Below are 14,546 nucleotides of genomic sequence, written 5' to 3' on the forward strand. Positions count from 1 at the left end.
GGGGAATGCCAAGTCGACGGCGGCTATCCGTCGGGACTTGGCACTGACCGATCGGGCCGTCCAAGCCCTGTCTCACTCCACAGGACCAAATGGTATCCGTCTCGGCGGCATTCTCTCGGCATCTCGCGCTTTTGAGAATGCTGCCGATCGGGTCAATCTTCTTCGTGCCGCCGCGCTCGGTACCACTGCCGTCATGGGTGGGCTAGGCACTGCGCTGGCGACCAACGTCCTGCTCCGCTACGCCAATACGGCGACGCTGGTATCAAACCAGATCAAGACGGTTTCTTTATCGACAGCCGATCTGAAAGCGCAACTCGGGGAGCTCGGCGCGCAGGCCAATAACGCCCGCGCCCGGCTTGAGAGCTTCGGCATTCTCTACACGCGCATTCGCCGGTCGAGCAGTGAGTCCGCTGAGAGCACATTCAGCCTCACTTCTACCATTCAGAAGGGGCTTCAGCTCGGAGGGGCCTCGGCGCAAGAAGCCGCCTCGGCGATGATCCAGTTTAGCCAGGGTCTCGCCTCGAACAGGCTGGCTGGCGATGAACTGCGCGCCGTCTTGGAAACCCCGCTCGGTGGCTATCTGGCCAAGGGTCTTGGTGTCACCATCGGCCAGCTCCGCAAGATGGGCTCCGATGGCGAACTGACAGCCAACCAGGTTATCCGCGCCCTGAAGCGCATAGCTCCCGAAGTGGAGGAGGCTTTCTCCAAGTCCCTAAGGACAATGGACCAAGCCTTCCAGATAGCGGACAACAATCTCACCCAATACATCTCCAGCATCGACTCGAGCTATGCGTTCACTCGCAAGTTCGGCGATGCGATCGTTTACGCCTCCGAGAACCTTGATACGATCGGGGCTGCCGCTGGCTATGCCGGCCTTGCACTCGTCGCCCTTGGCGTGTCTCGCGGTCCAGTGCGCCTTACCGCCGCTTTCTCCGCGATGCGCAAGGCGGCGAAGGAAGAGCTTGCCGGCGTCACCGAAGACGTTGCGAAGATGGCCGAGAAGACCTCTGCCGCCCGCATCACCGCCGAGAAGGCACAGCTGACCTCTGGTGTCGCGCACGGCACGTCCATGAACGTGACCAAGTACGCCGACATCGACGTCGTGAAGGAACAAGCCCGCCAGGAGGCCGCCCTCAACAAGGCTTTGGCCGCGCGCGAGCAGACCGTCAAGGATCTGTCCAATCTCGAGGTGCAACGCTCCAATGCGATGGCAACCTCGGCGCAGATGTCGACCAAGGCCGTAGCGCTCACCACGAAGATGACGGAGGCCGAACGGCGCCTGATCGCTCTGCAGCAGCGTGAATCGGTAGCTCGTGGCAATGTCCGTTTCTACAGCAAGGACGTGAAGACCGCAGACGTCAGTTTCTCGAGTGCAGACGAGCGTAAGGCTTGGATGGCCGACGCCCGCCTCATGGCGGCTCAATCGCGCAGCGAGCTCAAGTCGATCACTGCCGAGAGAAAGGTCGCGGCGAAAGAGGTTGGCGACTATGAAGCACAGATCTCCAAGCTGTCTTCCCAGCGCGATCGAGCCGCCGTAAACGAACACCTCGCCATTTCGCGCTCCATGATCCAGAAGCGCCAGCAGCTCGAGGAGCAGGAAGCGGCCATTGCGGCGCGGAGGACGTCCTACGGGGCCGCCACGACCGCCGTAGGGGTAAGCGGCAGGTCCAACATTGGCGCCACTGCCAAGGACACTACATCGGCCTATGGTGCCATGGCGAAGGAACTCGACGCCGCCACGGTGCGCCTCAATGCCGCCGCTAAGGCCGCCTCGCTGACCGGCTTGGCGTTCAACAGTCTTCGTGCTGCCGGATCTTCCGTACTTGCCTTCATGGGGGGCTGGACTGGCGTCGCGATCACCGGGGCGCTCGTTGGCTTAGGCATGTGGGCTGAAAGCTCCGCCGCCGCCGCCGCTGAGAGTGAGGCGTTCAACCAGAAGCTCCGCGAGATGGGCTTGCTGGCTACCGAGACCGGCGAGAAGCTGAAGACGCTATCGGAGCGCAGGATCGAAGCGATCCGCGAAGAGCGTCGCGGCGCCGAAGGCCAGATCCGAAACCGTATGGGGGAACTCGGCGGCATCGCCAATTCGGCCGGCGCCATTTCGATGGGCGACTACCGGGGAGTGTTCGGAATATCTGGGGTAGAGAACCCAGCCGCATCGTCATATGCCGAACTCCAGAAGCTCATCAATGGCTTCCGGGATGGGAAGGTCACCGCCGACGCGTTCAACTCGGCCTTGGATGGGATCTTATCCCGCACGAACGACTCCGGTCTTGATGTCATGGCGGGGAAGGCCCGCGAGCTGGTCGACCAGCTTAAGGCGGCCCCGGAGTATCTGCAAAAGCTCCAGCAGGAAGAAGGTTCTGTCTTCCGCTCGCAGATGATGGCACCGGTGGTTGGCGTCTTCAATTCTGATGCGGTGCAGTCGGCACTGGAGTCGGCGCAGCAGTTCGGCACGATGGCCGAATATGTCATCCATTACCGGACTGAACTGGCGCTCACTGCGCGGGAATCTCAGGTCCTCGCTGAGAAAACCCGCATCCTGAAGGAGGCCGGCAACGCACTTGGTCCCCAGGCCAATGAAATTGCGGCCGCGCTTGCTGAGCAGTCCGTAGCTGCCAAGGAAACCGCCACTGCGGTAGATGAGGCCAAGCGCGCCTATGCCGAGATGTTTGCCACGATCAACAAGATGATCGGCTCTGGCAATCTCGGGATGATCAACGCGGCGCTGCAAGACCCTTTCAGCCCAGAGGAAGCTGCCAGACGGCAAAAATATCTTGAAGATCTCCGCATGGCGAATGCGCTTGCCGGCGCCGTGCCTGACACATCGACCGTTGCCGCCGCTGGCAGCAACCCATTCGCCGACGCACAAGGGAAAGCCTTCCTCGATCGTGAAGCGGCTAAGGCCAATGTGCCGACCGATGAGGCGAACATCGAGGCCGAAGCGCAGCGGCTTTACAACGAAGCGCTGGCGCAGGGCAATGGCATCACCCTAGAGGCCGCTCGCAACACGGCCCGCTTGATCGCCGAACGTGAACAGCTTAACAGCGCGACGCCGCCTAGGCCGGTCGCCGACCCGCGCAAGGATCTCTCCTACATCGACCCCTACGATGCTGCCATGGCAAATGCTGGGCAGACCACTGCTCAGCTCAAGATGGAGCAGCAAGCGCTCAAGCTCACCACTGTTGAGGCCGACGCGCTACGCCGGGCATTCGAACTGCTCAACCAGGTGCAGGCTCAGAACGGCGAGGTTACCCCGGAGCAGCGCAAGGAGATCATCAAACTCGCATCCGATCAGGCAGTGCTTGCCGACTCAAACGACAAGCTGAGGGCCAAGACCGAGGAGATGGGAAAAAGCGCCTCCGAGGCGTTTACCTCCATTGGGCAGTCGATCGGGCAGGCGCTGGCCAAAACAAAGGACTGGAAGTCTGTCCTCACCGAAGTGATCATGCTGCTGGTCAATGCCGCGGCGAAGTGGGCGGGCCCGAAGATTGCGTCAGTGCTTGGTGTGGAAACGCCGACTGTCTCGACGGAATCTGTGGCCTCCACGGTCTCCAAGACGCTGTCGAGCTCAACATCCAACGAAGCCATCTCCTCGGCGCAGGCGAGCAACGTTATCGACTTGGCTGCCTATCGCGAGGCAATCGGATCGATCGAGAGCGGGGGAGACTATTCGGCGATCGGCCCCAAGACAAGTTCAGGCGACCGCGCTTATGGCAAGTACCAGGTCATGGGCAACAACATCGGCCCATGGACCAAGGACGCCTTGGGCACGTCGATGTCGTCGCAGCAGTTCCTGAACTCGCCGTCGGCACAGGATTCCGTCTTCAACAAGCAGTTCGGAAACTCGCTCGCCAAGTACGGCAATTCAAACGATGCGGCGTCAGTCTGGTTCACCGGACGGCCAATGGCGACAGGATCAAACGCTACCGACATCCTCGGGACATCCGGGTCGCAGTATGTCACCAAGTTCACTTCGAAGCTCGAGACGGCAACCAACTCGTTGTCCGATATGGATGATACCGTCGGCAAGGTAGCAAACTCGCTTGATTCGACGATAAAAGGAGGCTCGACGACAGGGGGCGTATCGTCGCTGATTGGCGGTGGTGGGGCCACAACAGCGGCAGCATCGCAGTCTGCGTCGAGCGGCCCACTCGACCTCAGCCAGTTCACCAGTGGATCCAGTAGTGGTTCAACGGGGACCACCGGCCTATTCACGAACATCTTCTCCGGAATTGGGAGCACGCTAAGCAATCTTTTCAGCGGCGTCGTGAAAAATTCGGGCAGCATCTTCAGCAGCATCTTCAGCGCGCTGTTCAACGCCAAAGGAAACGCCTTTGGGCCTAGCGGGCTGACTGCATTTGCCGGGGGCGGCGCGTTCACTAATTCCATCGTCAACACGCCCACCATGTTCAGGTTCGGCAATGGCGGCAATTTCGGGGTGATGGGCGAGGCTGGTGCCGAGGCCGTGATGCCGCTGTCCAAGGACAGCTCCGGCCGCCTCGGCGTATCGATGAATAGCGGTGCAAACGACAATTGGGCAGCCAGCATTGGCTCCATGGCAAAGGTTGCGGCTGGCTCGAAGATGAGCGGCGGCAGCTCAATGAGCTACCGCGGCGGCGATACAGTCATCCAGGGCAACATCACCGAGGACATCTGGCCCAAGGTGCAGGCTCAGATCGAGCAATCTCAAGCGGCTACGAAAAGGGATGTGGCTCGCAACTTCAACTCCTACTACGGCATGTCGAAGGAGCGGGACTGATGGCTGCTTCCCCGATCCTGTTTGACCTTCGGCTATTGCCACCGAAGGATATGTCGATCGGAAGAACCCCGATTGCTCTACGTCCACCGGAGTCGCTAAACGGTGACGGCGCCGGCGTCATGTTTTCGCCTGGCCGGATGACCATCACCTATGACAGCATTCGGCTTTGGTCGCGCGAAAGCCATCTTGCATATAACCGTATGCGGTCATGGTCTCAGGGCGGCGTACGCGCTGTCCATGTCCCAATCATCACCGATTACTTCGCCCCGACGCTCACCGAAAATGGGCCAGTTTGGGCGAGGTCATCTTTCAGCGATGGCGGGACGTTCTCTGATGGGGGGCTATTCGCCGGAGAAACCATCGTTGCGTTCGTAGCAGAGGCTGCGCTGCTCAGTGCTGGTACGCTGAAGATAAAGGTCAGCACTGGAGGCCAACTGGTCGGCGGCGAGATGTTCTCGCTGTTCTCGACTGAGCTCGGCCATCATCCTCACGATATCGTCCAGGTCGACAATGCGGAGACCGTGGCTGGTGGCGTCGTCTACACATGCTGGATCTCGCCAGGGCTATTCTTCCCTGTAGCGGTAGGCGATGAGGCCCGTTTTGTTCGCCCCCTCTGCACCAGCATCATTCAGGACGGCGAGAAGCTGCTCTACGAAACGAGCGGATCTCTGCTCAGTGATGTCAGGCCAACGATGAAGTTCATCGAAAAGTTGGGGTGGTGACATGCCGGTCCTGACCAGCGAAGAGGCATCCATGGTTGCCAACCTGGATGGCGGGACCGGCTCGATCGGTTACTTTTTCCGCGTCCTAGGCGATGGCTTAACCCTGCGCTTGTTCTTCGGGATCAACACTGTCGAATACGGCTTTGCCACTGATCCTGGAGGGTCCAGATACAAGGGCGCCGGCCGCATCCTCGACATCCCTGACTTCGATGGTTTGCTCAATGGAATCGCCGAGACGGTCGAGTGGTCGATTAGCGGCATCCCTGAGGATCTGACTGAATATCTCAAGGAGATCCCGAACGTCGAGGGAGCAGATATCCTGCTCGGCTATTGCCCAATGGATCATCGTGGGCAGCCCCGCATGCGTATCGTGCCGGAGTGGGCCGGTACGGGCGACTATGTCTCTTACGAGATCGCGGCCGTCAAGGAAGGCGAACAGCGTCGGTTCAAACTGGCGCTGACCACGCATACCGGAAACGAGTCCAGACGGACGCCGAGAAAGTCAGCTTTCACGCAGGCCGAACAGCAGATCGAATATCCGGGCGATCAGTTCTTTTTCAGGTCCCATCTTTACAACCAAACCCGCCTCAAGATCTGGCAGCCATGACTGACCTTGAAACCTACCTTGAGCAGCAGCTCGCGGCGGCTTGGCGCTGGGGCGGCGATGGCCCCGATTGCATCCTCGCTGCCGCCAATTGGGTATGGCAGAGGACGGGCGTCGACCCTGCCGCAGAGATCCGCTGGAAATACCACGATCTCCGCAGCGCTCATCGTCTCATCAAGCGCAATGGCGGCATGGCAGAACTCATCTCCCGCCAGATGAGTAAGCACGGATTCCCACTCACGACCTACCCGGAGGCTGGCGACGTCGGCCTTGTCGATGCTCCCACGCACCTTTCCGCGAATGGGCGTGTGTTCTCAACATTAGTCGGCGCGATCTGCCTTGGACCGCTCTGGTGCATCAAAACCGAAGCCGGCCACCACATCTTTGAAATGAGGCCTGTTCTGGCATGGCAAATCTGCTGATCAGACTCACGCTCGCCGCCTTAGGCCTTTTCGCGCTGACATTCTCTGCCCATGCAGACCCCATTTTTACCCCGATCTTCACGGCCATCTTCGGAGAGGCAATCCTCTTCGGGACGACAACTATTGCGGCCGTTGCCACGTCGATCGCGACGTCTCTTACAGTCTCTCTGATTTCATGGGGTGTCTCTGCTCTTTTTGCAAAGAATGCGGAGACGCCTACATCAGATGAACTGAAGATGCAGCGGAAATCATCGACGCAACCCATTACTTACGGCGCCGGATCTGTCCTGATGTCTCCCCAAGCTACGGTGCTTGATGAGGTCATCAATGGCTGGAGTTATTTTATTGGGGCTCTATTTGGCCACAGGATTTCTGGGATCACAGGAGCCTATGTCGATTCAGTACAGCAAACGCTGGTTGCCGGGATGTGGACTGGAGCACCAGGCATTTCAGGGGATGATGGATATACCGACAAAATGGTTACCGGGAATAACGGCCGATATAATGGCCGATACCGCTTTGACTGGCGGCTCGGTACTGAGTCTGAGTCGCCGTACTCCTGGATAATCAGCAGGATCAGTGGGGGGGCTTCCAGCACATCCAGTGCTTATTGGAATAGCTCATGCCTTGGGAATGGTGTGGCGTCGGTGGCCCTAGTAATCACCAAGCCTGCTTCTGAGAATTTCAATAAGGAGATCCTGAACCCGAGCGCTCCTTTCTCCATGCTCTGCGACCTCGCCCCGATGTGGGACCCGCGCGAGCCTAGCCAAGACCCGAATAATTCGTACACATGGAGCTACGCACCGCGGAACTGCGCTATCCAACTGATCTGGTTCTGGTGCTTCTGCCCATATGGGCCTCAGAAAGACTACCGGACAGCCATCCTGCCATTGCTCGATGATTGGATCGAACAGATTAACATCTGCGACGATCTTGTCCCGAAAAAGAGCGGGGGCACTGAGCCGAGGTTCCACGCGTCTTGGGTTGCCTCGACTGAAAACGAAAATGTTGACGTCCTCCGCGAACTGCTGAAGGCCTGCGACGGCTGGCTGCATGAACGCGGTGATGGCGCCACCAAGTTCAGAGCCGGCCTCTATACAGGGCCGGAGATCATGATCACCGACTCCGACATTGCTGGCGTCACCTTCTACGGAGGGACAGCCGCCAAGGAGCGCTACAATCGGCTTATGTGCTCGTACTCATCGCCAGATCATGGTTATGAGACTGTCCAGATAGGCCCCTTTGACGACGCCTCTAACCAGTCACGGGCCGGGAAGATCAGATCTACCACTCTCGAGCTGAAAAGCGTCCAATCCAACGGACAGGCGAGCCGGGTATCTTACGGGGCTATGGAGTTCATAAAGAGCCCGATCCGCGGCGTCCTCTATATCAGGAAGTGGAGCGCGAACGCAGAGAACGCCATTGACTGCCGAGATATTTTGATCTCGTCGAACAAGATAAAGTTCCTAAATGGGCTGGTGATCAGGAACACAAAGTATCGCAGACTCGCAACTCAGGGTCTAATATCAATCGAGTTCAATGTAGTCCCCGTAGAAACGATAAATGATTACTCGGCGGCTATCCATGAATTGAAGCCGCAAGATCCCCAATCCTACTCAGATGATGAGCTAACTGTCATATCTGATTTTGAGGTTGTGGCTGAAAAGACAAGTACTGCCGATAGCGAGATAACATCCCTTAAGTGCTCTTTCGACAACCCTAATCGGTCTGACCTTGAATATATAGTCCGGTGGCGGCTTGCGAACGACGGTTCAGGATTTCCAGGGGTATGGGTCAACACGACGTTTTCCAGCCCACCAGGAGCTGTGTCGGGAAGGATCACGCTTAGGGTGCCAGACGTGCCGTCTGGTACGACAATCCATGTCGCCATGAGGGAACATCTCGGGGCATGGACAGACCCCTACGTGATCGTGTCGACCACAGTCACTGGCACAGCTCCAGGGACTCCGACCATCAACTCGCTATCGATCGTGGACAGCTTGGCCTCGCTGACCTGCACGGCCCCGAATAGCGCCAACTGCCACCACCTCGTTCTTTACCGCGCACCAGCCGGGTCTGACTTTGAGGCCGCCGTTGATGCCTCTGACCCTGTGCTCGCAACTGCCAATCAGACGGTCTTCATCGAAGACTCTCCTGGTGTCGGGGCCTGGGATTGGTGGTTGGTCGCAGCCAACGAATACAACGTCACCTCAACTCCTGCCGGGCCAGTGACCGGAACCATCTCGTGAGGACATCATGACTGGCAGCATCAAAATGGCATTCGACACTGCGTTCTCTGCCGCCCCGGTTGGCGGAGATGTCGAGAAGAGTCTCGCCAGGCAGGCGGGCACCATCGTCGAACAGCGCGTGGCCGCCGTTGAGACAGGCCAGAACAGCGGCAGCATGCTTTTTGCCATTCGTGCCGCTCTGTACGCCAGAACCGGTGCGCTTGCGGTTCTCCCCGCCAAGGCTGAAGTGCGGGCAGATCCAACGGCCGCCTACAATGGGCTTTACGCTAATTCTACCGGAGGGACGGGGGCAGGAGCATGGACCAAGATCGCGGAGCTTCCCGATGAAATCATCCTGGCGGTTGACTCTGGGGCCGGCACCGCAAATGCCATAAAGGTCACTGTATCGAGGCTGCCGGCCGATGGCGCCGTGGTGAGCTTCGCTGCTTTCCAAGCGAACACTGCCGAAGACGTCACGGTGGAAGTCGTCGGTGGCAGTACATATGCCATCCGGACTGCCGGTGGAGCGAAGCCGTCCGAAGGCGCCATCACTGCCGGCATGGTGTTGCTTGGCCGCGTGGATGCTGGAGCGAGCACTCTCCGCCTTGCCACCGACACGACGTCGATTGCTATCCAGACGGCATCTGAGGCGGCACGTGATCTTGCCAAGGACTTTGCTAACAAGGGCGAGGATCAGGTTGTCGCCGACGGTCTCTACTCGGCCAGGCATTGGGCGACGAAGGCGGCGGACGCGGACGCTGGAAGCGGTGCCGCTGCTGCTCGTGATGCGGCCGTAGCCGCTGCCGCGCTCGCCGCGCTCGCTGGCCAAACCGCTGAAGCCAAGGCCGCGGTTGCCGAGGAGGCTGCGGATGCGGCTCAAACTGCCGCCGCCAATGCGCAAGCATCCTCAAGAGTTTTTGGCTCGTGGACTGATCTGGTTATACGAACAGCGACCGTCGAAGGCGAAAGTGCCGAGGTGCTCGACAGTGATACGGGCACCCACTTGGACGGGACGGCAACCGGATACGATGGGACAGAAGTTCCGAATGCCGGCAGATACTATGGGGCCATCGGGTGGGGAGGGACGCGCTGGCTGCGGATTGGGTCAACGGGACTGTCTGCCAAGGCATCCACAACCGAGGTAAATGCCCGTATCGACCAGGGCGGCGATGAAGCGTCCGGCTATCTGTTCGAGTGGCTCGACAAAACGCGCCTGAAGCGTCTCGCCGGTATCCGGCTCGATGGTGTGTTCGAATTCCTCGGGCAAACACTGCCAGAATACGTTGGTGGCATCTTCGCGAAGATCGCCAGCCAAGACACTCGCCCTGGCGCGATGAGCGGGTACCTTTTCGAGTGGGTCGACACGACGGGCCGGCGGATAATGGGGCTGACGACGGCCGGTGTTCTCAAGGTCGGCGGCGCTGAGGTCCCGGCAGCTGCGCAACTCAACAAAACGCTGCGTAGCGACGGTTTGACGACGGAGCCACTGATGGCGCCATGGCGCCTGCGGGAAACGAGGCGGCTGCTGCAGGCCCTCAAGGGTTCCGTCGCATCCAGTCAGTTGCCCATAAACCTCATCGGCGAATCGTGGATGGATGACCGCTCGCACTTTAGCCAAGCTCTGACGCAGCAGCTCAAGGCGGCCTTCGGCGATGCCGGCATCGGCTACGTGGGGGCTGGCAAGGGTTCGGCTGGTGGCGATGCCACTCTTGCCGCTACGGGATCATGGGTGGCGGAAGCAGCCAATCATACCACGCCGTCTGTCGCGGCGCCTTTCCCGAGCCTCTCGATCTACACCTCGTCGACGGCCGGTGACCAATTGTCGCTGACAGCGTCCAGTGGCGCCGACTCCATTGCGCTGCATCATCTCGGTGGCAATGGGGTGGTGCGATACCGCTATGGGTCTGGTTCATGGACAACGCTTGCCCTTGATGGCAGCGGTGCCCAGGTCAAATCGCTTTCCACGCCGCCAGCTGGTGCGTTGGCTCTGACCATTGAAGTCGTATCCGGCACCTGCGTCATCGGCGGCCCGGATGCTCGCAAGACGCAGAACGGAGTGCGCGTCAATAAGTGCGCGTCTGGCGGTTGCCGCGCATTGGAGTTCACGTCGCAAAACGAAGCCTCGTGGATTGCCGCCATGCAGGCTCTCGGCGCCCCGCTTAACGTTGTCATGCTGGGTATCAATAACCGCGCGGAGAGAACACTGGACCAATGGACCGCCGAGCTTGGCGAGTTGCTTCGGCGCCTCCGCATCGTCAGCCCGTTCGGCGATATTTTGGTAGTGTCACCGCCGGAGATCCAACAATCGTTCCCGACCAAGCCGATGAGCCAATGGAGCTATGTCGCCCGTACGCTCGCCGAGGCCTATGGGGCGGCACACCTCGATTTTCAGCAGTATTTCGGTGATGCGCCGGCCGACTACGGCAATGCCGGCCGGCAGTATTTCACATCGACCGATGACGCCCACACCGCCACCAATGGCGACCAGATTCTTCGCGAGGGCTTCTTGCGTGCCCTTCTCTATTCCTGATCGGAGACCATTATGACGACGAGTTTCATCAGTGACGCAGCCACCACGAACACCTCTTTACCGCTTGCCAAGGTCGATGCTTTGATTGACGGGGTCGATGCCGGTTTTTGGGGCTTCGATCTCGCCAGCAAGTATGGCTTTCCGCGCCAAGGCGCGCCCTATAGCGGTGACCTGGTCAAGGATCTGCAAGCCGGAGCTGGCGCCTATGGGGATGGTGCCATCGTCCAGGCCTCGGGCCAGTCGCTTGGCTATGTCGGCAAGATGCTCGATTTCTCCGACCTGACGTACCGCAACAGCTATGTGCAAGGACCGGCCAGTGTTTTAGCGGGGATTTGGGGAACGGGCAGTGGTGCCACGGCAACGGCAGCTCTTTCAGGCAGCACGGCCGTTGTTACAGTCACGGCCGGAGGCGCCGCCTACGTTGCCGGTAAAGCAACGGCAGTGTTCATAGGCGGTGGCTTGGCGAATGGGGTGACAGTCTCCTCGGCCTGCACGGTGGTTGGCGGTGCTGTTACTGCTGTGGCCTCTCCGGCGGCCACGTTCACCAGCGCCCCGACAGTGGTCATTGTGCCGTCACCGCAACTCTGGCTGTGGTGCGGGTATTACAAGCTGCCAACCAACGCGGATTGGAATGCTGAAACAAGCAATGGCAATCGGTTCCCCCTGTTTCAGTGTTCTAATGATGATCAATCATTTGGTACCGATGCCGACATGTTGGCTGTTTTACAGCAAACTGACAAAACTCTGCGGTTCGCGAAACAGGGGTATGCAGCCCAAGGGGTCACCCTCGCCATAACGCCCGCCACACCGGATTATGGTGCTGTGTGCCAATTGGCGGCATGGGCTACACCGAGTGGTTTCTTTGTCCGCCTCAAGCGCCTCGAAACCGGCGCTGCGGCCATCTCCACCTCATGGACGACGACGGTCGCGCCGAACTCTCTTAATTTCGCGGCCAAGACGCCCAAGTTTGGGCCGGCGGGGGCCTATGCCTTGAAGAGTGGCGGAGTGTGGAGCACCGCGCAACAGGCGGCGAGCAACTTCAAAGTCGGGCGTGGCTTCATCGAAAACCTTGGGATTACCGGCCGCGACCCTATCGGCGTGCTCGATGCCGACTGGGAACGGACGCTGGCGAGAGCGGTCTATAGCTGAGGCAGGGGAGACGGAGGCGGGAAAACCCACCGTTTTTCCCTGACGTTCGCCCGCCTCGCGCGGGCTTTTTCATGAGGCGACCATGGAGCATCCCTTCATCTTGGTGGGGGTGGTCGCCTTTTGGCTGCTGTACCTCGCCGCCATAATCGTCGGCTTCGTCTGCTTCCCTCTGTTTATCTCATAAGGACTATCGATGCGCCTGAAGCTCGTCGAGAACCATCGCGCCATTCTGGGCCGTGCGTGGTCGATCCGCTTTGCCGTTGCAGCCGGATTGCTGCACGGCGCCGGCCCGGCGATCAGCGCTTGGGCACCCATCGAATGGGTCTGGCTGGCGGCGATCACGGAACCTTTGGCTTATCTGGCCGATGCCGGCGTGGTGATCGCCCGTATCGTCGCACAGGACAATCTCAACACATAGGAGGCCCGCATGGGCAAACTTGTTTCGTCCGCTCGGGCTCGGGCGGCGATCGCTGGCGCCATGATGCTGGCTGCGTCGGTCGGTGGCGTCTGGGTAGCCAAAGCTCCTGACGGCAAGACCTATCCTCTAGCCGTCACTATGGCGGCGGACACGTTGATCAAGCCGTGGGAGCAAGAACGCCTCATTGCCTACCTTGATAGCGTGCGCGTTCCGACGATTTGTTTCGGCGAGACCAAGGGCGTCTATCTCGGGATGAAGAAGACGCACAGCGAATGCGTGGCGATGCTTTACCGCCGCGTCAACGAGGACTTTTACATTCCGCTGACGCTGTGCGCCGCCGGGTTCGAACGCGCCCCTGACCCGGTGCAGGCCAGCATGGTCTCCGGCGCCTACAACTTCGGCGTCGTGGCTTGGTGTCGGTCGACGGCTGCCAGGATGATCCGCGCCGCCCGCTACCGCGATGCCTGCCAAGCTCAGACGGCCTTCAACCGAGCCGGTGGCGAAGTCCTTACCGGGCTGGTTCGTCGGCGCGAAATGGGCGATGCGCAGCGCATCGGCGAAGGCGAGCTTTGCGTGAGTGGTCTGAAATGATCCTCCCCGGCAACAAGCTGCGATCTGTAGAAGGCGGCGGACTGATGTTCCGCTGCCCAGACGGTGGACCTGCCGGATTGGGAGGATGAGTGATGTTCGGCCTTCTCGATAAGATCGGAACCACGGCTGCCGCTATCGCCGGTGTTGTTGCCGGCGCGCTTCTGACGGCCGCTCTCATGAGCCTCTACATCTGGTTGTTCCACGATCCGGCCGTGGCCACCGCGGCGCGGGAGGGCTTCGTCGCAGCTTCTGAGAAGTTGGCCCTCCAGGGTCAGATCGATGAAATGAACCGCCAGTCCAAGCTCGCTGAGGCGGCGGCACAGAGTGACCGATTGCGAGCCGATGCAGCCAGTAAGGAGGCGGACAATGCGTGGAAGCAATATGAGGCTGCGGTTGCGGCCGACACTGGCGATGATGGCTGCCGCGTCTCTCCTGTCGATCTTGACTGGCTGCGGAAATCTCGAGGGGCGGCTGTCGGCAGCGTCAAGTGAGATCGGCCGGCAGAATGCTGGTATCGATCTCCCGACGCTCCCGGCGCGGTGCCGCGACAAAATGGGACGCGTGACGCCACAGCCGGGCGAGAAGTGGCGCGCTGTTCAAGGCCGGTGGGAGATAGTCGCCGACAATGAAGATCGCCGCACGGCCGATTGTGCAGCTTTCTATGACGATGTGCAGGGCAGCTTCGCCAAGCCGAGCGGGGGAAAGAATGGATGAGCCGGATGGAATCTCGCGCTCGCTCGGGCGTGTCGAAGGTACCCTGCAGCAATTGATTAAGTCAGCCGAGGAGGACCGCGCATCGGCGGCTGATTGGCGTCGGAGCATATATCACCTGCTCCAGGACCATGCGGACGAGATCGGCAAGCTCCGCGAGGATGTCGTCATAGTCGGGGAGATCAGCACGCAGGCCCGCGAGCATGCCAAGAAAATCGAGAAGCGCCTTGATGAGGACATATCCCCAGACATTGCCGAGTGGCGAAAAATCAAGGCCATGGGCATGGGCATGTTCGCCCTGGTTGGTTTAGGCGGGGCTATAATCGCTTCGACCATTGCTTATTTCTGGGATGTCATCGCTATGGCTATCCGGAGCGGGCTGAAGATCCACTGAGCATCGATCGTCATA

At 59.9% G+C, this 14,546-nt stretch carries 11 protein-coding genes; all 11 read left to right on the top strand.

Annotation, left to right across the window (positions count from 1 at the left end; genetic code table 11):
* Window positions 1-193 precede the first annotated feature (193 nt).
* The 11 genes from AB6N07_RS09935 to AB6N07_RS09985 all read left to right on the top strand — a co-directional run bounded on the left by AB6N07_RS09935 (window position 194) and on the right by AB6N07_RS09985 (window position 14,531).
* The gene (locus AB6N07_RS09935) at window positions 194-4,762 is read left to right on the top strand and encodes a tape measure protein (RefSeq protein ID WP_370678214.1); all 4,569 of its coding nucleotides are present in this window, start codon (window positions 194-196) and stop codon (window positions 4,760-4,762) included.
* Window positions 4,762-5,484: a hypothetical protein gene (locus AB6N07_RS09940; RefSeq protein WP_370677642.1), complete on the top strand. Its 723-nt coding sequence runs from the start codon at window positions 4,762-4,764 to the stop codon at window positions 5,482-5,484. The genes AB6N07_RS09935 and AB6N07_RS09940 overlap by 1 nt, the downstream gene beginning before the upstream one ends.
* A gap of 1 nt (window position 5,485) precedes the next feature.
* On the top strand, window positions 5,486-6,091 hold the full coding sequence (locus AB6N07_RS09945) for a hypothetical protein (protein ID WP_370677643.1): 606 nt from the start codon (window positions 5,486-5,488) through the stop codon (window positions 6,089-6,091).
* A complete protein-coding gene (locus tag AB6N07_RS09950) occupies window positions 6,088-6,510 on the top strand; it encodes a hypothetical protein (RefSeq protein WP_370677644.1) in 423 nt (140 codons plus the stop codon). The genes AB6N07_RS09945 and AB6N07_RS09950 overlap by 4 nt, the downstream gene beginning before the upstream one ends.
* Entirely contained in the window at window positions 6,495-8,759 is a 2,265-nt protein-coding gene (locus AB6N07_RS09955) for a hypothetical protein (protein WP_370677645.1), read from the top strand. Before AB6N07_RS09950 ends, AB6N07_RS09955 begins: the two co-directional genes overlap by 16 nt.
* 7 nt (window positions 8,760-8,766) lie before the next feature.
* Window positions 8,767-11,268: a hypothetical protein gene (locus AB6N07_RS09960; RefSeq protein ID WP_370677646.1), complete on the top strand. Its 2,502-nt coding sequence runs from the start codon at window positions 8,767-8,769 to the stop codon at window positions 11,266-11,268.
* Window positions 11,269-11,280: 12 nt separating this feature from the next.
* On the top strand, window positions 11,281-12,417 hold the full coding sequence (locus AB6N07_RS09965) for a hypothetical protein (RefSeq protein WP_370677647.1): 1,137 nt from the start codon (window positions 11,281-11,283) through the stop codon (window positions 12,415-12,417).
* A gap of 193 nt (window positions 12,418-12,610) precedes the next feature.
* Window positions 12,611-12,835, top strand: coding sequence for a hypothetical protein (locus AB6N07_RS09970; protein ID WP_370677648.1), 225 nt, complete (start codon window positions 12,611-12,613; stop codon window positions 12,833-12,835).
* Between the two features lie 9 nt (window positions 12,836-12,844).
* A complete protein-coding gene (locus AB6N07_RS09975; RefSeq protein WP_370677649.1) occupies window positions 12,845-13,426 on the top strand; it encodes a lysozyme in 582 nt (193 codons plus the stop codon).
* 92 nt (window positions 13,427-13,518) lie between these two features.
* Window positions 13,519-13,917 (top strand): hypothetical protein, encoded by a 399-nt coding sequence (locus tag AB6N07_RS09980; RefSeq protein ID WP_370677650.1) that lies wholly within the window; start codon window positions 13,519-13,521, stop codon window positions 13,915-13,917.
* A 134-nt stretch (window positions 13,918-14,051) separates the two neighbouring features.
* A complete protein-coding gene (locus AB6N07_RS09985) occupies window positions 14,052-14,531 on the top strand; it encodes a hypothetical protein (protein ID WP_370677651.1) in 480 nt (159 codons plus the stop codon).
* The last annotated feature ends 15 nt before the right edge of the window (window positions 14,532-14,546 follow it).

It is taken from the genome of Pleomorphomonas sp. PLEO, assembly GCF_041320595.1.
Classification (GTDB): Bacteria; Pseudomonadota; Alphaproteobacteria; order Rhizobiales; family Pleomorphomonadaceae; genus Pleomorphomonas.